Here is a 21,480-nt window from a genome sequence, read left to right on the forward strand (position 1 = left end):
CGGGCAAGCTCTGTGGTGCCAAGGTACTCGCCCCCGGCCCCGGCGCGAGCGGTGCGAGATCGATCAAGTCCGCACGGACAACCTCGTGAGGCTCGCGTCGCCGGTTCGCCAGTCGAGCGTGCGGACCGCAATGTATCGGGCTGCTCCACGGACGGCGATCGAGGTGGTGCGGCTTCGCGCCGGACGAGCCGCCGCCGTGTAGGTCCGGCCGTCGGTGCTGGTCTCGACGGTCGTGCCGGGCACCCGCCCGGCCGACCAGGCGAGCTCCACCGCTGAAACCGCCGTCGCCGCACCGAGATCAACGACCATCCGGCCGCCGGGGCCGGGCCGCCACGCCGTCTTCGGGTCGTCGTCGACGGCCGCGTCGGGGCTCGACATCCCCGGCGGGAGCGGCTCCGCCGGGAAGGTGACGGCGCCGAGTGCGAGGTCGTCGAGGGGATACGGCCGGACGTCCCCGAACACGACCGGCACGGTCCGCCGTGGCGGCAGCACCACCGGCCGCGGCCGGCCACCGTCCGGCGTCACCGTGACCACGACCGGGAGGAACCCGGCCGGCGCCGTCAGGTCGACGCGGCTCGCGTCCCGGACGACCGCCTTCAGTCCCGGCATCGCACCCCGGAGCGTGAAGCGGGGCGGTTCGATGCGGCCTTCGGCGGCGGCCAGGCTGAACGAGAACTCCGTGCCGCTCGCCGTGACGACCTGCTCACCGCGGTGCAGCCGCACGGCGCCGCGGTCCTGCGGCAGGGTCGCCGTGCCGCCGGCCGGGGCGCCGGAAAGGTTGACCAGCACCAGAAAGCCGTCGGTGACGGTGGTGCGGACCGCCGGCGCCGTGGTGGTGGCGCGAGCGCGTCCGGCCAGCTTCGCGAGGTTCGCGGGATCGGGGTACAGCTCGGCGAGCAGGGGCGCGGCCGGGCCGTCCGAGAGCGTGACGCGGTCGGCGGTGACGGTGAGCGGGTTCGGGCCGGCGACCACAACCCCGGCCCGGCCGTCGACGTCCAGCCAGCCGCTCGTGCTGCGCAGCGCGGGCACCGGGTAGCTCACCGCCGGCGTCCAGGTCACGCCGTCGGGCGAGGTCTCGATGCGGTACTTCCGCCCGGCGGCGGCCTCCCAGCTCAGCCGCACGCGGTCGACGGTCTGCGGCGCGCCGAGGTCGACCGCGAGCCAGCTGTCAGCCCGCGTCCGGTCCGATGTGGACACTGCCCAGCGGGTGGCCGGGTTGCCGTCGGTCGTGTACTTGGCCTCCTTGCCCGGCGCCGCGGACGACGCGGTCGCCGTGCCGGCTCGCGCGAGGTCCGGGCCGTCGCCGTCACGGACTTCGAACGCCCAGAGCGAGTAGCCGTACTGCGGGTCCGGCTGGACGCCGAGCATCCGGACGTGGCGGGCGGTGACCCGGGTGAACGTCAGCTCGTCGGTGCGGGCGCCGGTGGGAGCGGCCTGCGCCTTGAGCGTCACCTTGCCTTCGGCGGCGGTGTAGGTGCGGTCGCCGTCGAGACCCGGCACACCCGGCATGGTGAGGTTGTAGACGTTCAGGGCGCCTTCGCTCTCGGCGACGCCGGTGCTGGCGTAGACCGCGGCGCCGGTCGGGAGGGTGGCGAGGGCGGCGTACCCGGTGTCGAAGCGCAGGACGCCGAACGTGCCGTCGAAGCCGTCTCGGACCGTCTTGTAGGTGGTGGCGTGACGTTCTCTCACGGCGATGTTCGTGGCCGGGAGCAGCATCGGGTTCGCGCCGCCGAGCACGAAGAGCCAGTCGTCGTGGTGGGGCTGCCAGGCGAACTTCACAAAGCCGGCCTTGCTCACCGTCGCGGCCCAGGCGGCGGGGGAGCGGTGGGCGAGCAGGCCCGGGGCGGCACCGAAGTCGGCGACCCCGGCGGCGTGGGTGTCGAACTCGTTTTCAGTTACGGGGCGCACCGGGCCGCCGTGCTTGGCCCGCCATTCGTGCAGCAGGTAGCTGATGGCCAGCTCGGCGCGCGCCTCCGGCTCGTACTTCGGCTCACCCGAGAACTTCGTGATCCGGTCGGTGGGCGCGTAAGCCTGGTACGGCTCGAGACGCGCGGCCAGCTGCGCCTCGGCTCGGGCGGCGTAGCGGTCACCGAGCACCTGGGCGCGGAAGGCCAGCGGGATGACGTCGCGGCCGTAGAGGTGCTCGCGGTCGGCGACCATCGGCATCAGCGGCTCGCCGGCGTCGCTGGTCATCAGCAGCATGGTGCGCCAGAGCAGTTCGCCGTTCGGCTGCGCGGTGAGCACCTCGGGTAGCGGCGTGCCGGCCGCGAGGAAGTGCATCGAGTTCCGGCCGGAGGTGCGCCAGAGCTCTTCCTGGTAGTGCGGGCCGAACGAGCCGTGGTTCTCGACCAGGAAGGTGTCGTATAGGTTCGTGGCGGTGTTGGCGCTGACCGGGACGCCGTCGACGAGCCGTGGGTTGGCCAGGTCGGCGGCCGGCAGCCCGGCCTCGTTGCGGCTCCACGCGCCGAAGGCGTCCCGCCAGTCCTTCGCGCGCGGGTCGTCCGGCGCCCAGGCGAGCGCGGGAGCGAGCGACTGGGCGTAGACGCCCATCTCTTCGAGCTTGGTGTCCCCGACGTAGCCGCCCTGCCGGCCGTTCGGCGTCCAGCTGCCCGAGGTGGGGTCGTCGCCGGTGCCGAGCGCGGTCGTGTAGGCGGCTTGCTCGGTGGTGATGCGTTCGACCTGGCTTCGGGTCGTGGCGTCCAGCTCCGTCCACAAGAGACGGGCGGCGAGCACGAAGTACGACTGGAAGGTGGTGTCGAAGAACAGCTTCCGGCCCCACTCGGCGCCACCGGTGAGGAGGTTCGACGCGGCGAAGTGCCGGATGGTGGCGAGCGTGTGGGCCTTGAGCACGTCCTTTTCGACGCCGGCCGTCTCGGCGTCGTAGCCGTCGCGGGTCAGCAGGAGGGCGTTGCCGAGGACAACGGCGAAGGTGAAGTCGCGGGCGGGGTAGATCCCGGCGACGGGGTCGAACTGCTGCTCGGCCCAGCGGGTGTGGCGCAGGAGAACCCGCAGGTAGGTGGCGGCGACGGGGTCCGGTGCCGCGCCCGCTCGGGGCGCTCCGTCGGCCGCCCGCGCGATGTCCGGCAGCAGACCCGAGGCCAGTGCCGCGGCCACGCCGCCCGCACCCAGCAGCCCGAGCGCCCGCCGCCGGTTCAGCTCACCCATAACCGGCCTCCACTCGCTGACAACCTTGTCATTCCGCGGCGATTCTGGGATGCCGCGCGGCGGCGGGGCAAGCCCGGCGGCCGATCCAGTCCGGTTTCGGACAATGCCTGGCTAATTCGTATAACGACCTATACCGGCGCCGGCTCGGCCGTCATGAACGACCCTTTCACCGCGTCCGACGCCCGGAAAGGGTCGTTCATGGCATCTCTCGCCGGCCGGTAGGACCAAGCTCACCGCGGCCGCGGCACCCCGCCGTGTTGAGATGACAACGTGATCACGGATCCCGGCGTACTCCTCCTGCTCGTCCTCGCCGGTGTCGGCGCCGGCCTGACCGGGGCCATCGCCGGGCTCGCGTCGCTCGTGTCCTACCCCGCGCTCCTCGCCGCCGGGCTGCCGCCGGTGATCGCGAACGTCACCAACACCGTCGCCATGCTCGGGACCACCGCGGGCGCCGCCGCCGGGGCGCGGCCGGAGCTCGCCGGGCAGCGGGCCCGGATCATCCCGCTGTGCGTCATCACCACCGTCGGCGGCGCGGCCGGCGGGGCCGTCCTGCTGCTGACGCCGTCCGACGCGTTCACCGCGATCGTCCCGTGGCTGATCGGCGCCGCTTCGATCGTCCTGATGGCGGGCCCGCGGCTGCGCCGGCTGGCCGAAGGCGCCGAACACCACGGCCTCCGCCCGGCCACCGGTGTCGCCGCGTTCTTCATCGGCGTCTACGGCGGCTACTTCGGCGCCGCCGCCGGGGTGCTGATGCTCGCGCTGCTGGTGTCGGTGTGGACGCAGCCGCTCGCCCGGACCAACGCGGCGAAGAACCTGGTCACCGGCTCGGCGAACCTCCTCGCCGCGGTCGTCTTTTCCGTCACCGGCAAGGTCGTCTGGACCGCCGCGCTCGCCGTCTGCCTCGGGTCGCTCGCCGGCTCGTGGCTGGGGTCGACACTGGTGCGGCACCTGCCGGCGACGCCGTTGCGCATCGGGATCGGGGTTGCCGGGCTCGGCCTCGCGATCGTGCTGGGTTGGCAGGCCTTCACCGCGTGACGCCGGCCCGCCGGACAAGGCATGATCGGGCGGGTAACGGCGAGCAGGAGACCAGATGAGCATTGTCGGGACCAGGGTGGTCCGCCAGGAGGATCAAAATCTGATCACCGCGGGCGGCACCTACGTGGACGATCTGCGGGAGGAAGCGCTTTCCGGCGCCGCGCATGCGGTGTTCGTCCGCAGTCCGATCGCGCACGCGCGGATCGGGAGCATCGATGTGAGCGAGGCGAAGGCGGCGCCGGGGGTGCTCGGCGTGTACACCGCCGCGGACCTCGGGCTCGACCCGCACGCCGCCGGGCCGGTCAAGGAACCGTGGCTGGCCGACGGAATTGTCCGATACGTCGGCGAACCTGTCGCGCTGGTCCTCACCGAGGAGCGTTACCAGCTGGCCGACGCGGCCGAGCTGGTCGACATCGACTACGACCCGCTGGACGCCGTTGCGAGCATCAACGCGGCGCTGGCGGACGAGACGCTGCTGTACCCGGAGACCGGCAGCAACGTCGTGCAGGTCAACGGCGCGGAGACGTTCGACGACTCGATCTTCGACGAGTGCGAAGTCGTCGTGTCGCGGACAATCGTGAACCAGCGTGTCGCGCCCGCGCCGCTCGAAGGGCGCGGCGCGTCGTGCGTGTGGGGCGAAGACGGCCGGCTGACGGTCTGGCTTTCCACCCAGAACGCCCAGATCGCCCGGACGCAGCTGGCCGCGAGCCTCGGCGTCGGCGAGGAGCAGGTGCGGGTGATCGCGCCGGACGTCGGCGGCGGCTTCGGCGCGAAGATCGGCGCCGACCCCGAAGCGACCGTGCTCGGCTGGGCGGCCAAGAGCCTCGGCCGCGCGGTGCGCTGGGTCGAGTCGCGCAGCGAGAACCTGACGGCGATGACGCACGGCCGCGCGCAACAGAACACTGTGACGATCGGCGGGAAGCGCGACGGCACCGTCCTCGCCTACCGCCTCGACGTCATCCAGGACGCGGGCGCCTACCCACGGACGCTGTTCCTGCCGACGCTGACCGAGCTGATGGCCGTCGGCGTCTACCGGTTCCCGAAGGTGGAGACCCGCAGCCGCGCGGTCGTCACGAACACGACGCCGATCGCGGCCTACCGCGGCGCGGGCCGCCCGGAGGCGACCGCCGCGCTCGAGCGGGCGATGGACGTCTTCGCGAACGAGATCGGGATGGACCCGGCCGAGGTCCGCCGGGTCAACTTCATCCGGCCCGAGGAGTTCCCGTACCAGACGCCGACCGGCGCGTCCTACGACACCGGCGAGTACGCCGCGGCGCTGGACAAGGTCCTCGAGGCCGCCGGGTACGCGGACCTGCGGGCCGAGCAGCAGCGGCGGCGCGAGGCCGGCGACCCGGTCGAAATCGGCCTCGGGATCGCCGCGTACGTCGAGATCACCGGCGGTGACTCCGGCGGGGAGAGCGGCCGCGTCGACATCCACCCGGACGGCTCGGTGGTCGCCTGGACCGGCAGCTCACCGCACGGGCAGGGGCTCGGCACGTCACTGGCGATGCTGCTGTCCGACCAGCTCGGCGTGCCGCTGGAGAAGATCACCGTCCGCCACGGCGACACCGACGAGGTGCCGAAGGCCGTCGGCACCTTCGGCTCCCGGTCGCTGCAGCTGGGCGGCTCGGCGATCCGGCAGGCGGCCGACGAGGTCATCGCGCAGGCTCGTGAGCTGGCCGCCGACCTGCTGGAAGCGTCCGCCGAAGACCTCGAACTGGACGCCGAACGCGGCGTCTGGCAGGTCAAGGGTGCGCCGTCGAGCACGGTGCTCAGCTGGGCGCAGGTCGCCGAAACCGCCGGGGAGGGCAAGCTTTCCGCCGACGTCTGGTTCGGCGGCGGCAAGCCGACGTTCCCGTTCGGCGCGCACCTGGCGGTGGTCGAGGTCGACACCGAGACCGGCAAGGTCGAGCTGCGCCGGATCATCGCCGTCGACGACGCGGGACCGATCGTCAACCCGCTGACCTTCCGCGGCCAGCGCCACGGCGGGCTCGGGCAGGGCGCGGCGCAGGCGCTGATGGAAGTCGTCACCTACGACGAGGACGGCAACCCGACCACCGCGACCCTGGCGGACTACTCGTTCGTCACCGCCGTCGAGCTGCCGGACTTCGAGCTGGTCGACATGGCCACACCGACCGACCGGAACCTGCTGGGCGTCAAGGGGATCGGCGAGGCGGCGACGATCGGGTCGACCCCGGCGGTGCACAACGCCGTGGTCGACGCGCTGTCCGCGCGCGGCGTCACCCACCTGGACATGCCCACGACCCCCATCCGGGTCTGGGCCGCACTCGAAGAAGCGCAGAAGGAGAACGAGCGGTGAAGGTCTCGATCGAGGTCAACGGGCGGCCGGTGGCCGAGGAGGTGCCCGACCGGACCCTGCTGGTGCACTTCCTGCGTGACACCGCCGGGCTGACCGGCACGAACATCGGCTGCGACACGACGTCCTGCGGCGCCTGCACGGTCCTGCTCGACGGCGAGTCCGTCAAGTCGTGCACGGTGCTCGCCGCGCAGGCCGACGGCCACGCCGTCACCACCGTCGAGGGCCTGGCCGAACCGGACGGCTCGTTGCACCCGGTGCAGCGTGCCTTCCGCGAGCAGCACGGCCTGCAGTGCGGGTTCTGCACGCCGGGCATGATCATGGCGTCGGTGTCGCTGCTGTCGGACAACCCGAAGCCGTCACGTGACGAGGTGCGGGCCGGGCTCGAGGGCAACCTGTGCCGCTGCACGGGCTATCACAACATCGTCAGCGCGGTGGTCGACGCTTCGGGTCAGGAGGTGGACCGGTGATCCCCGCCGAGTTCCGCTACGAGCGGGTGTCCACAGTGGAGGAGGCGCTGGCGCGGCTGGCGTCGTACGGTGACGACGCCAAGGTGCTGGCCGGCGGGCACTCCCTGCTGCCGCTGATGAAGCTGCGGCTGGCCGCGCCGGAGTACCTGATCGACATCGGGCCGCTCGACGAGCTCCGGTACGTCCGGCTCGACGGCGACGACGTCGCGATCGGCGCGTTGTCGCGGTACAGCGACCTCACCCGGGATCCGGTGCTGCTGGAGCACGCGCCGCTGCTGGCGCGCGTGTCCGGCGAGGTCGGCGACCGGCAGGTCCGCCACCGCGGCACCATCGGCGGGTCGCTCGTGCACGCCGACTCCGCGGCGGACCTGCCCGCGGCGATCCTGGCGTCGGACGCCGTGCTGGTCGCACGCGGCCCGGCGGGGGAGCGGCGCATCCCGGCGGCGGAGTTCTTCCTCGGCCCGTTCACGACCCCGCTGGAGCCGGACGAGCTGCTGACGGAGATCCGGCTGCCGGCCCAGACCGGACAGGGCTGGGGCTTCGAGAAGTTCACCCGCCGCGCGATCGACTGGGCGATGGTCGGGGTGACCGTCGTCGGCGGCCGCGTCGGCCTGGTCAACATGGGCGGGGTGCCGCTGCGGGCGACGGCCACGGAGGCCGCGCTGGCCTCCGGTGCGTCGATCGCCGAGGCGGCCGCGCTGGCCGCGGACGGCACGAACCCGCCGGACGAGCCCCACGCGACGGCGGACTACCGCCGCCACCTGGCGCGCGTCCTGACCCGCCGGGCGTTGACGCAGGCGAGCTGAGCTCGTGATCACCGGCACCTCCAGGGGGTGCCGGTGATCACGACGGCCGATTCCCGCCAGCGCCCGGTGTTCCCGGGGCGGCACACTCGGGGTCGTGAAGACGGAAACCCTTGCGCACACGGCCATCGAGCCCGGAATCCTCTACTTCGGCACCCCGGTGGTGCTCATTTCCAGCACCAACGAGGACGACTCGGCCAACCTGGCCCCGATGTCGTCGGCGTTTTGGCTCGGCTGGCGCGCGATGCTCGGGCTCGGGGCGCGGTCCAAGACTGCCCAGAACCTCCTGCGCACGCGTGAGTGTGTGCTCAACCTGCCTTCGGACGCGCTTGCCGGGGCTGTTGACCGGCTTGCGTTGACCACTGGTTCTGATCCGGTTCCTCCTGGGAAGCAGAAGCGTGGGTATTTCCACGTGGCCGAGAAGTTCGCCCGGGCCGGGTTGACGCCGGTTCCTTCCGAGACCGTTGCTCCGCCTCGGGTTGCCGAGTGTCCGGTTGCCATGGAGGCTGTTGTCGAGGCTGTGCATCCGGTTGCCGATGAAGATCCTGCTCAGCGGGGTGGGATCGTTGCCATCGAGGTTCGGGTTCAGCGGGTTTTTGTTCATGACTCCGTTCGGCTGGCCGGGCATGAGGATCGGATTGATCCTGATGCTTGGCGGCCGTTGATCATGAGTTTTCAGAAGCTTTATGGGCTTGGGTCTCAGGTTCATCCTTCTACCTTGGCTCGGATTCCTGAGAGTTTTTATCGGGGGCCTGATATTGAGCGGGCTCGGTTGTCTTGAGTTTTCAAGATGCGGCTTTCCCCGCGCTTCGATTTACCTGCCGGTTTTTTTTGGTGTTTCGGTGGGTGGACACTTTGGGTTGTTGCTACCTGATCGTGTGATGAACATTTGTTCGGGTTGGCGGTATTGTTTTTGCTGTGGACGACAACGCGGTTTGGCAGGCTGATGCGGTGGGACTCGCCGACCGTATTGGCTCGCTGCTTGCGTCGATGCGGTCTGCTGAGGCTGAGCTTGGTGTCCTTCTTGTGGAAATTGAGGGGCGGGGTGTCATGGAATTGTTCGGGTACCGCTCTGTTGCTCGGCTGCTCGAACATCTCGCCGATATTCCCAAGTCTGCTGCCGAGACGGTCGTGAAGCGAGCTCGGGCTTTACGTCCGGGCCGTGCCCTGGACGGCAGTCCGGTTGCCGCGTTGGCGCCTGCGACCGGGGTTGCTGCCCAGGATGGGCGGTTGAGCAATCCGATGATCGACACCATCGTCGGGGTGCTCACCCAGGTTCCGCCTGCGGAGCGGGAGGAGGCCGAGCGGCACCTGCTCGACTTCGCCGAGGATGCTGGCCACAAGCAGGTCGCCGCTCTCGGTGGCCGGATTCTGGCCCACCTCGACCCCGACGGATCCGAACCCGACAGCACCGAACCCGCCACACCCAGCCGCGAACTCTCGCTGCGTCGTAAAAGATCCGGCACTTGGGAGCTGCATGGCCGGTTCGACGACGAGACCGGCACCCGGGCCAGCGCCCTGCTCGACGCTCTCGCCGAACGCCGCACCGGCGACGAAGGTCCCGACTTCCGCTCCCCGCAGGAGCGTTACGGGGATGCGTTCTCCGACGTGCTAGACCTGGCTCTCAACGCCCCCGAGGTGCCTACCCAGGCTGGTGAACGTGCTCATGTGATGGTCGCGGTGTCGCTGCGTGACCTGCAGTCCGGCCTCGGCTCCGCGATCCTCGGCGACACCGGCCTGATGAGCGCGGCCGAGGCCCGCCTCCACGCCTGCGACGCCACGCTCATCCCCGCGGTCCTGGGTACGAAGAGCGAACCGCTGGATCTGGGCCGTCGCTGCCGCTTGATCACCTCGAGTATGCGCCGGGCGTTGTTTCTGCGTGACCGTGGTTGTGCCTTCCCCGGTTGTCATCGCCCACCTCGGCACTGTCAAGGTCACCACGTGCGGCATTGGGCCGACGGTGGTCCGACTGAACTCGGGAACTTGGTGTTGATGTGCGGCCACCATCATCGGCTGTTGCACCGGTCAGGTTGGGAAGTCCGCATCGCTCCTGACGGGTTGCCGGAGTTCCTTCCGCCGGTTTTCCTGGACAAACGTCGAAAACCTCGGCGTAACAACCTGCATCAACCGTTGCCGTTCGCGGCCTGATCAACCAATCAACCAAAGATGGGAAAGGCCCGCAGCCAACCGGCTACGGGCCCACGCCCACGTCCCCGGCAAGCGGTCACCATCTCGCCCCCGGTCGCCACAGCCGAAGCCCCCGCCGCACGGACCGATCCGACCACCCACACCGAACCCGGAACACCACAGACCCCGCACGCGCCGGCCCAGTCAACGTCTCGCCGGCAACCGCCACCAGACCTACCGCCAGCTGGCCGGCCGAGGCTGGTGCCACCGTCGGCCCACGCCGTTCAACGTTGTGTATGACAGCGGCGGACACCGAAAAATGGCCCAAACCGCGTCAGGTCGCGTTCAGCTGCGTCAGCAACGGGCCCAACGTCTTGACTCCCGCCGTCACCGCGGCCCGGCCCTTTGCCGAACTCACCAGCGGCTGCTGGGTCAACAGCACCACGACATAGCGGCCACCCACCACCCCGGTCGTGTTCAGGACCAGCGCATAGCGCAGGATCATCCATCCTTGCTTGATCTGCCACGACATCCCCGGCAGTCCGTCCGGAATTCCGAAGTACTGGTCCCAGCCGTCGTCGGCCGGGTTTCGGGCGTCGCCAAGGGCGGCTAGCAGCGGCGACGCCACCTCGTCGGGTACCGAGTCCTCGAGGTACGAATAGACCGCCACCACGTCGGCGGCGCTCATCTTGGCCATTCCCCACTGCGTGGGGTCGGTCGGCGGTGTGGTGTTCGAAAGGCCGATCAGCGCCGCCGTGCGCGTGACTATCGTGTTGCCGCCGTTCTGCTCCCACAACGCCGAGGCGATCCCGTCGTTACTACCCGCCAGCATGTCCGTCAGGTCCTGGACCGCGTCGGCGTCCGGGAGTGCCCAGGTGCCCGTTGTGTCGTCGTGGACCTCGTCGATCGCGATCAGCAGCTTGACCACCGAGGCCGTGTAGTACGGCTGGTCCGCCTCGAGAGATGCCAGGACCTTGCCGGACCGGCGGTCGTACAGGACGAACCCGACGTTCGTGCCGCGCGATGCCGCCGTGACCGCGTCGGAGACGTCGCCGGCCACCGCGGAGAGGTCGGGGTACGGGACCTCGGACGTCGACGTCGGTGGGGCCGGGCTGATCGCCGTATCCATCGGCGGGGCTACCGAAGCCGCCACCGGGGTCGTGCTGCGGCCGCCGAGGGCCACCAGGAGCCCGGCCGTCAGTGCCGCTGCCGTCAGGCCCGCGCCTGCGAGCGTCCACCGGATCCGTCTTCCCATGCCTGGTCAACGCCCTGCCGACGCCGATCGGCTGCCGAAATCACCTGTCCGTTTGCTGTGTCTTGCTGTGCGGACGCTGTGGTGACGCGACCGGCTCGGGCGTAACGTCGCGTCGTGAACGACTTGCGGATTCTGGTGGTGGGCGCCGGTGCGACCGGCGGGTACTTCGGTGGACGGCTGCTGCAGGCGGGCCGGGACGTCACCTTCCTGGTGCGGCCGGGGCGGGCGAAGCTGCTGCGGGAACGCGGCCTGCGGATCACCGGGCTCGGCGAGGACACCTTGCTCGAACCGGCACTCGTCGAAACCGGCTCCCTCGACGAGACCTACGACCTCGTGCTGCTCGCGGTGAAGGCGAACGGCCTGGCTTCGGCCATCGACGATTTCGCCGCCGCCGTCGGCCCCGAGACGCTGATCCTCCCGTTCCTCAATGGACTTGCGCACATCGACGCTCTCGAAGCGCGGTTCGGGAAGGCCGCGGTGCTCGGCGGGGTCGCCAAGGTGCAGACCACGATTGACGACGACGGTGCGATCCGGCGGCTCGGGCCGCTGCAGAGCCTGGCCTACGGCGCGCGCACGGACCCGCCGCCGGCGCGGCTGGCCGATGTTGACGCCGCCCTGCGTGACGCCGGGTTCGCCGCCGCGCTCGACGAGCGGATCACCGGGGCGATGTGGGCGAAATGGGTGTTCATCGCGGCGATCGGCGCCGTGAACAGCCTGATGCGGGGCACCACCGGGGACGTCGTCGCCGTGCCTGGTGGCGTCGAGTTCTCCGAAGCTGTCGTGGCCGAAGCGGCTGCTGTCGCCGAGGCCGCCGGCTATCCGGTGTCCGCCGCGGAGCTCGAGGGGACACGCCGGATCGTGACCGATCCCGGGACGGGTGGTTCTTCGTTGTACCGCGACCTGCTCGGCGGTCACCCGGTCGAGGGGGAGCAGATCTTCGGCGATCTCACCGCGCGTGCCCGTGAGCTGGGCGTTCGGGTGCCGTTGCTGGACCTCGTCACCCTGCAGTTGCGGGTCCACCAGCACCGCATCGGGTGAACTCGTCACCGAGCGCGCTTTGCCCGCGCAGTCCCAGGGATCGTGGTCTTTCGGGCACCCGGGTGGCGGCGCCGACCCCGGGTGATCCGGCACTGCTAATCTTCGTCAAGAGAGTTGCTTGAGGGTTTGACGGCTTTGGTTGGCAACAAGAAGCAGCGAGGGGAAATGGCGGACAGGTTCGAGTTCGTCCTCGGGGCCGTCGAGTCCCTGGTCGTCGGCCGGGCGACCGGTGGTGACCTCCGGCGTTACCCGTTGCGCTCCGGGAACCTCCCGACCGACCCGGTGCGATTCGTCCGGGTCGCGCGCCAGGTGTACGACGCGCTCGAGGAGCGGCGGCTTTCGGTTTCGGGCGAACTGCACCCGGGGGTGCGGACGGCCTTCGAGCTGCTGGCCGAGCCCCGCGTTTCGGTTGCCGTGAGCGGGATCGACGGCCTCGGCGCCGACGTCGCCGTGCTCGTGGTCACCGACGGCGCGCAGGCGCTCGGCATCACCCAGGCCGCGGACAACGACGACCTGCTGTTCTCGCTCTTCGCGGACGAGGACCTGGTGGAGGTCGTCACCGGCGTCCTGCCGCCGGCTCCGGCCGCGACCACCGGCAAGCACGTCGTGCACCGCGCCGCCGGGCGCGAGGTCTCGGCGATGACGGCCAAGCGGATCGCGGACGCGGAGTTCGACGAAGAAGAGACCGACGCCTTCGGCATGATCGAGGTGAAGGCCGTGGTGCGGCCCGGCCGCCGGCCGCCGGCGCCCAAGTCGTCCGACGTCGCGGTGCTGGAGCGGGTGCTCGCCGAGCCGCGGCTGGGCGGCGGCCACATCGCCGTCACCGCCCAGGGCAGGCACGGGGAGCGGGTCGCCAGCGAGCCGCTGAGCTGGCTGGACACCGCCGACGGCCGCTACCTCGTCCACACCACGACCGGCGACGCGGGCGAGCTGACCGCCGAATACGTGCCGGCCGGGCGCGCCGACCTCGCCCGCGCGATCCGCGACGCGATCGCCGCGGTCTACTGACCGGAAAGGGAACAGTCCTGATGACGGAAGAGACCGAGGCGGTCGCCCAGGCTCTCCAGGCGACGGCGCAGATGCAGACCGCGACCGAACCCGCGCAGAAGGCCATGGCCGCGGTTCGCGTCGGGCTCGCCGGCGCCCAGCTGAAGCGGCTCGCGCAGACCGGTGGCTTCGCCATCGACGACACCACGGGCAACCAGCTGATCGAGGCCCTCGAAGGCGTGCTCGAGTCGCTCGAGCAGCGCTGGGCCAACCTCCAGCGGCTGCACGACGCGCCGGCGATGAGCCGGACCGCGACCGGGCAGTGGGTCTCCGCGCACATGGTCAGCACCGCCGCCGACGACCACGGGCTGGTCACCCAGCTGCAGGCCGCCCGGCAGGAGTTCCCGACCTACATCGAAGCGATCAAGCTGGCCAAGCAGAACTACAAGACGCGGGAAGAGGACACGCGGGCGACGCTCGTGTCGCTCCCGTCCGCCGACCAGAGCTGAGGGAGACCGTGGCACCCACCGCCGAGTCCGTCTCGGACCCGTCGTCCCCGGACTACAACCCGCGCAGTCCGCTCTACGACGTGACCGCCGACACGTCGTCGAAGTACTACGTCGGGCCGTTGAAGACGGACAACACGCCCTCGGGTGACGAGATCCGCGAGATGGCGACCCAGCAGATCGACGACGAGATCCGGGCCGGCTGGCTCGGCCCGGCCGTCGACCCTGTGCTGCGCGACAAGAAGATCCAGGAGCTGTACCAGCAGCACCTGGACGACGCCAAGCACGGCCTCGACGAGGGCCTCACCATGCGCGAGAACGGCGGGGCGCCGAAGACGCTGTGGGCCAACGCCAGCCACGAGCAGATGAACGAGGCCATCACGCAGGACGCCAACCCGGCGACCGTCGCGGAGACCTCGGAGGAGTGGGTCGCGGTCGGCAACGACCTGGGCACGCACCAGAAGACCCTGGGTGACGCGATCAACGCGAGCACCAGCAACTGGCAGGGTGACGCCGGCGACGCCGTCCGCGAGCACCTCGCCGGGGTCGGCAAGTGGCTGGGCGCGACCGCGCAGGGCGCGACGCTGGCCGGGCGGCAGCAGGAGATCCACTCCCAGGCGCTCAACGAGACCCAGCGGCAGATGGTCGCGAACCCGCCGGTGCAGTTCGACCTGCAGAGCACCAACCAGCGCCTGATGTCGATGACCGACCCGGTGCAGTACGCGGCGGCGGCCGGCGAGGCCATGCAGACCTACCGGGCGCAGACCGCGGCCCGGGACCACGCCGCGCAGATCATGACGCAGTACGACGAGACCATCGGCGGCGCGGTGGCGACACCCCGCTTCCCGGCCCCGCCGAAGCTGCCGACCGCGACCGCAACGGCGCGTCAGCTGGGCAGCCCGGCTTCGGGCGGCGCCGGCACCGACGGCTCGCAGCCGCTGATGGCGCGCACGGCGATGGACCAGGCTTCGGCGCGGATCCCGGCCGAGGGGACCATGGCCGGTCTCGACGGCGTGAACGGCCCCGGCGGCTCCGGCGCGGGCGCGCCCGGCTCCGGCATCCCAGGCTCCGGCATCCCTGGCGGCGGCTCCGGCATTCCGGGTGACGGCTCCGGTGCAGGTGGAGCAGGCTCCGGTGGGTTCGGCGCCGGTGGCTCCGGCTTCTCCGGCGCCGGCATCCCGGCCGCGTCCGGCGGCGGCAGCGGTGCGGGCGGCTCGGGCGCCGGTGGCGCGGGCTTCACGCCGCCGAACTTCGACGTGCCCGGCGGCCCCGGCGGCGGCAACTTCAGCGGCGCCGGCATCCCGGGCTCCTCACTGCCGGGCTTCGACGACTCGACGACGTCGTCCGGCTTCTCGCCGTCCGGCATCGGCGGCGGTGGCGGGGGCACCGGTGGCGGGATCGGCGGCAGCGGGTACACCCCGCCGAACATCCCCGTCCCGGACATCCCGGGCGGCAGCGGGGGCATCCGCGGCGGCAGCCCGATCCCCGGCTTCACCCCGCCGGGCATCGACCCGATCACCGGCCTGCCCACCGGCACCGGCGGGATCGGCACCGGCCCGGGCGGGGCCAAGCTGCCGACCATCGGCCGCGGCGGCGGGATCAACGGCGAGAGCATCGCCAGCCGGCTCGGCGGCCTGGGTGGCGGCGGCGCCGGTGGCGGCTCCCTCGGCGGGATCGGCGGCTCCGGCTCCGGCGCGGGGGGTGCGAGCGGCGCGGGCATGCGCGGCGCGGGCAACCTCAGCGGTGGTGCCGCGTCCGGCGCGGCCGCGGAGGCCGAAGCTTTGGCGGCGCGCAACGCGGCGGCGTCCGGTGGCAAGGCCGGCGCGGCCGGCGCCCCGGGCATGGGCGGCATGGGCGCCGGAGCCCGCGGTGGCAAGAAGGAAGACGACAAGGAACACAAGTCGGCCGACTACGTCGAGAACGACGACCCGAACTTCTTCGCCGGAGAACAGGTCGTCGCGCCCCCGGTGATCGGTGACTGGAAGAACCAGGATTGGAAGTGAGTGCATGACCGCCGGCGGCTTCGAAGTCGAGCCGGACGACCTGGTCGCGCACGCGAGTCACGTCGAGAGCCTGGTGGACCGGCTGAACACGGCCGTTTCCGCCTCGGACTCGGCGATGTCGGACCACGCCTACGGGCTGCTGTGCGCGTTCCTCCCGCCGATCATCCGGCCGACGGGAGAACAGGCGAAGGACACGTTGACCGCCTCGGTCGAGGGTGTGCGCGGGCTGGCGGACAACGTCAAGACCGCGGCGCAGTCCTACCGCGACGGTGAAGAAGGCAATGCGCAGCCGTTCGAGCGGCAGCTCACGGCGGCGCCGCGTGCCGCTGAAGCGAAGGTGAAGGCATGACGGGGCCGAACGGCCTGGGGGACCTGATGCGGGACCCCGACGAGACGATCCGCCGAATGGACGACTGGGCCGCCGGGTTCGCCGCGAAGGCGGAGCGGTACCAGGCGGCGCAGGAGCAGACCGAACGGCTGCGGCTCACCGCGACCAGCTCCGACGGCGCGGTCGCCGTCACCGTCGGGGCGGACGGCACCGTCACCGACCTGACCTTCAGCAACAAGGTCAAGTCGTTCCCGCTCGAGGAGCTGTCCCGGCAGATCCTGACCACGATGCGCCGGGCGCAGGCCGGCATCGCCGACCGTGTCGCCGGGGTCATGGCCGAGCAGCTCGGCGACGAGGACCGCGAGACCCGCGGCGCCTTGCTCGACACGCTGCGCGGCCGGTTCCCCGACCCGGACGAGCCGGACGAGCAGCCGCCCGCGGAGCCGGGCCCGGTGCCGCCGTCCCCGGCGGGCGGCGCGGCGGTCCCGCCGGCGCCGTCGGCCCCGCCGGCTTCGCCTCCGCAACGACGTCCCGCGGCCGCGGAGGACGACGACAACAACCCGTGGTGATTCGGTTCGCCCGAGCCTTCAGGAAGGTCGTGTAGTGGCGAACCCGCTGGTCGCGGAGACCAAGGACTCCACCAAGGCGTACTCGGGAGTTTCGCTGCTGGAGTCGGCGGCGGATCTGAAGTCCGCGATCGAGAGCGGTGACTGGGCGTCGGTGGCGATGGGGGCCGTGGGCACCGCGCTGGACGCGTTGTCGATGGCCATGGACCCCTTCGGCGCGGTTTTGGCGGCTGGGGTCGGGTGGCTGATGGAGCACGTCGGGCCGCTCAAGGAGGCTCTCAACGGGCTGACTGGTAACGCCGACGAGATCGCGGCGCAGTCGGAGACGTGGAAGAACATCGCGACCGAGCTGGGCAGCATCGGTGAGGATCTGACCGGGATGGTCAAGGCCGACACCGTGTCGTGGACGGGGAATGCCGCTGACACCTATCGGCAGCGGGCGGATGACACCGTGACGTTGTTGAACACGGCGCAGAAGGGCTGTGAGGGTGCTTCCAGTGGTGTGAAGACGGCTGGTGAGGTTGTCGCGGCGGTGCGGGCGCTGGTCCGTGACATCATCGCGGAGCTGATCGGGCATCTGATCAGTTGGGCGTTGCAGGTGGTGTTCACCCTGGGTATCGGTTTGACGTGGGTGGTGCCGCAGGTGATCAATGCGGTGGCGAAGACGGCGTCGAAGATCGCGGATTTGGTGAAGCGGCTGGTGACGGCGTTGAAGGCGCTGGTGCCGCTGTTGAAGCGTGCGGGTGATTTGTTTTCGGATGCGGCGAAGGCGTTGCGGAACATCAAGCCGGGTAAGGCTGCGCCGCCGCCGAAGAGCATCGACATCAAGGGCAACCCGAAGGACATCGGCGGGCCTAAGGGCAACGGGTCGCCGGACGCGCCACCGCCGAAGGGCGACGGCACCACACCGTCGGGCGCGAAGGGGGACGGGACCACGCCGTCCGGCGGCAAGGGCGGCCCGGACGCCCCGCCGAAGACCGACCCGCCACCCGCGTCCAAAGGCCCCGACGACACCCCGAAGAGCCCGGACCCGTCGCCGAACAGCTCGACCACCCCCTCGGGCGCGGGCAAGGGCGGTGGGGACAAGGGCCCCGGTTCGTCGAACAAGCCGGACAACCCGCGTGACCGCGGGGTCGGCCCGGACGACCGCGTCTGCAAGTCCGACCCGGTGGACGTGGCCAACGGCGACGTCATCCTGGAGCAGCGCGACCTGGAGCTGACCGACCCCCTCCCGCTCGTGCTCGACCGGACGCACATCTCGTCCTACCGGGCCGGGCAGTGGTTCGGTCCCACTTGGACGTCCACTGTGGACCAGCGGCTCGAGCTCGACGGCGAGCACGTCTGCTACTTCTCCGCCGACGGCCTGATCCTGGTCTACCCGCACGCCGCGGCCGGTGTCCCGGTGCTGCCGCTGGAAGGCCCGCGGCGCCCGCTGACCCGGACCGGCACGGGGTACTCGCTGTACGACCCGCTGACCCGCCGCACGCTCACCTTCGCGCCCCTGCCCGGCCAGGGTGACGCACTCCAACCGGTGCAGCGCGTCGAAGATGTCAGTGGCAGCAGCATTTCCGTCGCCTACACGCCGATGGGCGCGCCTTCGCGGCTGTCGCACTCGGCCGGCTACGAGGTGGAGCTGACCACCGACCGCGGGCGGGTGGTCGCGGTCGAGGTGCTCGACGGTGACACCGGCTTCCGGGTCCGCGCCACCCGGTACGACTACGACGCGCGCGGCCGGCTGGTCGCGATCTTCGACTCGTCGGAGACCGCGGTGCGGTTCGAGTACGACGCCGCCGGCCGGATCACCGGCTGGCAGGACCGCAACGACGTCTGGTACCGCTACCTCTACGACGTCGACGGCCGCTGCGTGGTCACCGTCGGGGACGGCGGTTTCCTCGACGGCCGGTTCGCCTACGACCCGGCGCGGCGCGTCACGACGTTCACCGACTCCCTCGGTCACCGCACCGAACACCACTTCAACCACCTCGGCCAGCTGGTGCGCGAGGTCGACCCGCTCGGCGCGGTCACCTCCTCCACCTGGGACCGCTACGACCGGCAGCAGAGCCGGACCGACGCGCTCGGCCGGACCACGCTGTTCGAGCACGACGAGGACGGCGACCTGCGCGCGGTCGTCCGGCCGGACGGCAGCCGCGTCGCCGTCACCCGCCACCTCGACGGCGCCCTCGACATCACCGTCGAAGCCGCGGGCCGGATCTGGCGGCGCACCTACCCGGCCGGCAGCGCGCCCGACCCGTACACCACGCAGCTCGGCGTCTCCGACGGCTCGGCGGCGACGGCGGCCGAAGAGGAGCCCGCCGCGCCCGGCACCGCGGCGGTCACCGCCGCCCATGCGCGCGAGCGCGGCACGGACACCGACCTGTTCGGCCGACCGAAGGCGGTCCTCGACGTCGTCGGCGGGCGGAACCAGCTGCGCTGGAGCGTCGAAGGCAAGCTCCTGGCCCGGACGAACCCGGCCGGGGCGCAGGAGCAGTGGCGCTACGACTGGCAGGGCAACGAACTCGGCCACACCGGCCTGCTCGGCCAGGCGGAGGTGCGCGAATACGGGCCGTTCGACCTGCTCACCGCGGTCACCGACGCCACCGGCGCGCGGACGTCGTACACCTACGACACCGAGCTGCGCCTCGTCGCGGTGACCAACCCGGCCGGGCTGACCTGGCACTACACCTACGACCCGGCCGGGCGGCTCGCCGCCGAGTCCGACTTCGACGGCCGCGTCAGCCGGTACGCCCACGACCCCGCCGGCCGGCTGGTGCGCTCGGAGTCGGCCGGCCTGGTGGTCGAGTACACCTACGACGCGCTCGGCAACGTCGTCTCCCGGCGCACGGCCGACGAGCTGACGACGTTCGGCCACGACCCGGTCGGCCGGCTCGCCGCCGCGGCGAACGCCGAGTCCCGGGTGGACATCGAACGCGACGAGCAGGGCCGCGTCCTGGCGCACACGGTCGACGGCCGGACGATCTCCTTCGGCTACGACGACGAAAACCACCTCGTCCGCCGTCGCACACCGTCCGGAGTGGACAGTGTGTGGCGCTTCGACCCGGACGGTGTCCCGCTGGCGCTGGAGACCGCCGGCCAGTCGATCCACTTCGGACACGACGGCGCCGCCGAGACGCGCCGCGTCTTCGGCGACGTCGTGCTCGACCAGGCGTACGCTGGGGAGCGGCTCACCGCGCAGACCGTCTCGGTCGCCGGGCGGCCGGTGCACACCCGCGGCTACGACTACCGGCCCGACGGCGAGCTCGCCGGGATCGACGACAACACGACCGGCCCGGTGCGCTACCAGCTCGACGCCGCCGGCCGGGTCACCGCGGTCACCGGCCCGAACTGCGCCGAGCAGTACCGCTACGACGGCGCCGGCAACATCACCGGCACCGCCCGGGAGCGGCGGTTCTACACGGGCACCCGGCTGACCACGTCGGACACTGCCGCCTACGAATACGACCCGCAGGGCAGGCTGGTGGCCCGCCGGACGCCCGACGGCGTCTGGCACTACACCTGGAACGCCCTCGGCCGGCTCACCGGCGTCGTCACCCCGGACGGCAGCCAGTGGCGCTACCGCTACGACCCGCTCGGCCGGCGCACGGCCAAGCAGCGGATCGTCGCGGGCGCGCCGGGCGGCGCCCCGGTGGTGGCCGAGGAGGTGCTGTTCACCTGGGACGGCACCACCCTCGTCGAGGAGCAGGCCGGCGCCCGGGTCACCACCTGGGAGTACCACCCGGACGACGGGAAACCCTTGGCACAGCTGGCGTCCGGTCGGCTGGCCACGGTCGTCACCGACCAGGTTGGCGCCCCGGTGGAGCTCGTCGACGCGGCAGGCGCGCTGCTGTGGCGCGGGCAGGCGGACCTGTGGGGCGCCGACACCGCGGACCCGAGCGGCACGCCACTGCGGTTCCCCGGCCAGTACCGGGACGCCGAGACCGGGCTGCACTACAACGTCTACCGCTACTACGACCCGGCGACCGGGCGGTACCTCAGCCCGGACCCGCTGGGCCTCGAACCCGCGCCGAACCCGGTCGCGTACGTGCCGAACCCGCTCCTCGCGGCGGACCCGCTCGGCCTGGCGCCGACCGTGGCGCCGTGCGGGAAGATCATCAACGACGGCCCGCCGAAGCGAAAGCGCTCCGAAGACGACTCGACCGGCGCGTCCGGCTCGGGCTCGAACAAGCGGCCCAACACGGGCAAGAACTACAAGCCGGGCGACATCGTCAACGACGACCTCAAGGACCCGGCGATCGACAAGTACAAGAACTTCCCGCCGGCGCCGGAGGGCGCCGGCAAGGGGTTCAAGGACGCCGAGGGCAAGTCGAAGATCAAGCGGTCGGAGGACGTCGGGGAGGCCGGCGCGCACGACTACCTCAAGAAGGTCACCGGCAAGGACGACCTGCAGATGATCACGCCGACCAAGGACAACCCGCTGGAGGCGGGCAAGTACGGCAAGGAGCCCGGCAAACCGTGGCCGAACGCGGTGGCGTTCAACGGCCGCAACGTCGCCGACGTCAGCTACTGGGACGGCAAGACGATGCACGTCGTGGAGGCGAAGGGCAACGGCTCCACGCTGAGTGGCGGCATGACCGGCCGGACGCAGCGGTTCGACCCGAGCGACGGCTCGCCGGTGCCCCAGGCGGACCGCCCCGTCGACGTCAAGCTCAACCAGGGCGACGAGGACTACCTCAAGGACGTCGCGGCGAACATGAAGCACACCCAGCCCACCGCGAAGAGCTACGACGGCCGGGCCGAGGTCGGCACCGCGATCTGGGACAGCATCAAGGACGGCAACTACAAGTACGTGCCGGTGAACACGACGGTGGGCCCGGACGGCAAGGCGGTCGTCAAGGTCACGCCGGGCTACGGGGAGTAGGGAC

Annotated in this window: 15 protein-coding genes; 13 read left to right on the top strand and 2 right to left on the bottom strand. The window is 71.4% G+C overall.

What is annotated here, in order from left to right; all coding sequences use genetic code 11:
• Positions 1 to 63: 63 nt before the first annotated feature.
• Complete coding sequence (locus ACIA5G_RS31625; RefSeq protein ID WP_395929780.1) at positions 64 to 3,165, bottom strand: discoidin domain-containing protein; 3,102 nt, start codon at positions 3,163 to 3,165, stop codon at positions 64 to 66.
• Positions 3,166 to 3,435: 270 nt separating this feature from the next.
• Between ACIA5G_RS31625 and ACIA5G_RS31630 the strand changes: the two genes are divergently transcribed.
• The 6 genes from ACIA5G_RS31630 (at position 3,436) to ACIA5G_RS31655 (ending at position 9,938) form a co-directional block, all read left to right on the top strand.
• Positions 3,436 to 4,200 (top strand): sulfite exporter TauE/SafE family protein, encoded by a 765-nt coding sequence (locus tag ACIA5G_RS31630; protein ID WP_395929782.1) that lies wholly within the window; start codon positions 3,436 to 3,438, stop codon positions 4,198 to 4,200.
• 55 nt (positions 4,201 to 4,255) lie between these two features.
• Positions 4,256 to 6,520 carry a xanthine dehydrogenase family protein molybdopterin-binding subunit gene (locus ACIA5G_RS31635; protein WP_395929784.1) on the top strand — a complete coding sequence of 755 codons (2,265 nt, stop codon included), beginning with the start codon at positions 4,256 to 4,258 and terminating at the stop codon, positions 6,518 to 6,520.
• Positions 6,517 to 6,987: a (2Fe-2S)-binding protein gene (locus ACIA5G_RS31640; RefSeq protein ID WP_395929786.1), complete on the top strand. Its 471-nt coding sequence runs from the start codon at positions 6,517 to 6,519 to the stop codon at positions 6,985 to 6,987. Before ACIA5G_RS31635 ends, ACIA5G_RS31640 begins: the two co-directional genes overlap by 4 nt.
• Positions 6,984 to 7,793: an FAD binding domain-containing protein gene (locus ACIA5G_RS31645; RefSeq protein ID WP_395929788.1), complete on the top strand. Its 810-nt coding sequence runs from the start codon at positions 6,984 to 6,986 to the stop codon at positions 7,791 to 7,793. The genes ACIA5G_RS31640 and ACIA5G_RS31645 overlap by 4 nt, the downstream gene beginning before the upstream one ends.
• Positions 7,794 to 7,887: 94 nt before the next feature.
• Positions 7,888 to 8,571, top strand: coding sequence for a flavin reductase family protein (locus tag ACIA5G_RS31650; protein WP_395929790.1), 684 nt, complete (start codon positions 7,888 to 7,890; stop codon positions 8,569 to 8,571).
• A gap of 137 nt (positions 8,572 to 8,708) precedes the next feature.
• Entirely contained in the window at positions 8,709 to 9,938 is a 1,230-nt protein-coding gene (locus ACIA5G_RS31655) for a DUF222 domain-containing protein (protein WP_395929792.1), read from the top strand.
• A gap of 313 nt (positions 9,939 to 10,251) precedes the next feature.
• Here ACIA5G_RS31655 and ACIA5G_RS31660 read toward each other — a convergent pair whose 3' ends face one another.
• Positions 10,252 to 11,172: a hypothetical protein gene (locus ACIA5G_RS31660; protein ID WP_395929794.1), complete on the bottom strand. Its 921-nt coding sequence runs from the start codon at positions 11,170 to 11,172 to the stop codon at positions 10,252 to 10,254.
• A 114-nt stretch (positions 11,173 to 11,286) separates the two neighbouring features.
• On the opposite strand from ACIA5G_RS31660, the gene ACIA5G_RS31665 reads away from it, so the two are divergent.
• The 7 genes from ACIA5G_RS31665 to ACIA5G_RS31695 all read left to right on the top strand — a co-directional run bounded on the left by ACIA5G_RS31665 (position 11,287) and on the right by ACIA5G_RS31695 (position 21,476).
• Entirely contained in the window at positions 11,287 to 12,210 is a 924-nt protein-coding gene (locus tag ACIA5G_RS31665; protein ID WP_395929796.1) for a 2-dehydropantoate 2-reductase, read from the top strand.
• Between the two features lie 165 nt (positions 12,211 to 12,375).
• On the top strand, positions 12,376 to 13,218 hold the full coding sequence (locus tag ACIA5G_RS31670; RefSeq protein ID WP_395929798.1) for an ESX secretion-associated protein EspG: 843 nt from the start codon (positions 12,376 to 12,378) through the stop codon (positions 13,216 to 13,218).
• Positions 13,219 to 13,238: 20 nt separating this feature from the next.
• Positions 13,239 to 13,706, top strand: coding sequence for a hypothetical protein (locus ACIA5G_RS31675; protein ID WP_395929800.1), 468 nt, complete (start codon positions 13,239 to 13,241; stop codon positions 13,704 to 13,706).
• Between the two features lie 8 nt (positions 13,707 to 13,714).
• Entirely contained in the window at positions 13,715 to 15,706 is a 1,992-nt protein-coding gene (locus ACIA5G_RS31680; RefSeq protein WP_395929802.1) for a hypothetical protein, read from the top strand.
• A 4-nt stretch (positions 15,707 to 15,710) separates the two neighbouring features.
• Positions 15,711 to 16,055 (top strand): type VII secretion target, encoded by a 345-nt coding sequence (locus ACIA5G_RS31685; RefSeq protein ID WP_395929805.1) that lies wholly within the window; start codon positions 15,711 to 15,713, stop codon positions 16,053 to 16,055.
• A complete protein-coding gene (locus ACIA5G_RS31690) occupies positions 16,052 to 16,603 on the top strand; it encodes a YbaB/EbfC family nucleoid-associated protein (RefSeq protein WP_395929808.1) in 552 nt (183 codons plus the stop codon). The genes ACIA5G_RS31685 and ACIA5G_RS31690 overlap by 4 nt, the downstream gene beginning before the upstream one ends.
• 34 nt (positions 16,604 to 16,637) lie before the next feature.
• Positions 16,638 to 21,476, top strand: a complete 4,839-nt coding sequence (locus ACIA5G_RS31695; RefSeq protein WP_395929810.1) for an RHS repeat-associated core domain-containing protein — start codon at positions 16,638 to 16,640, stop codon at positions 21,474 to 21,476.
• Positions 21,477 to 21,480: the final 4 nt, after the last annotated feature.

This window comes from Amycolatopsis sp. NPDC051758 (genome assembly GCF_044453095.1).
GTDB lineage: Bacteria > Actinomycetota > Actinomycetes > Mycobacteriales > Pseudonocardiaceae > Amycolatopsis.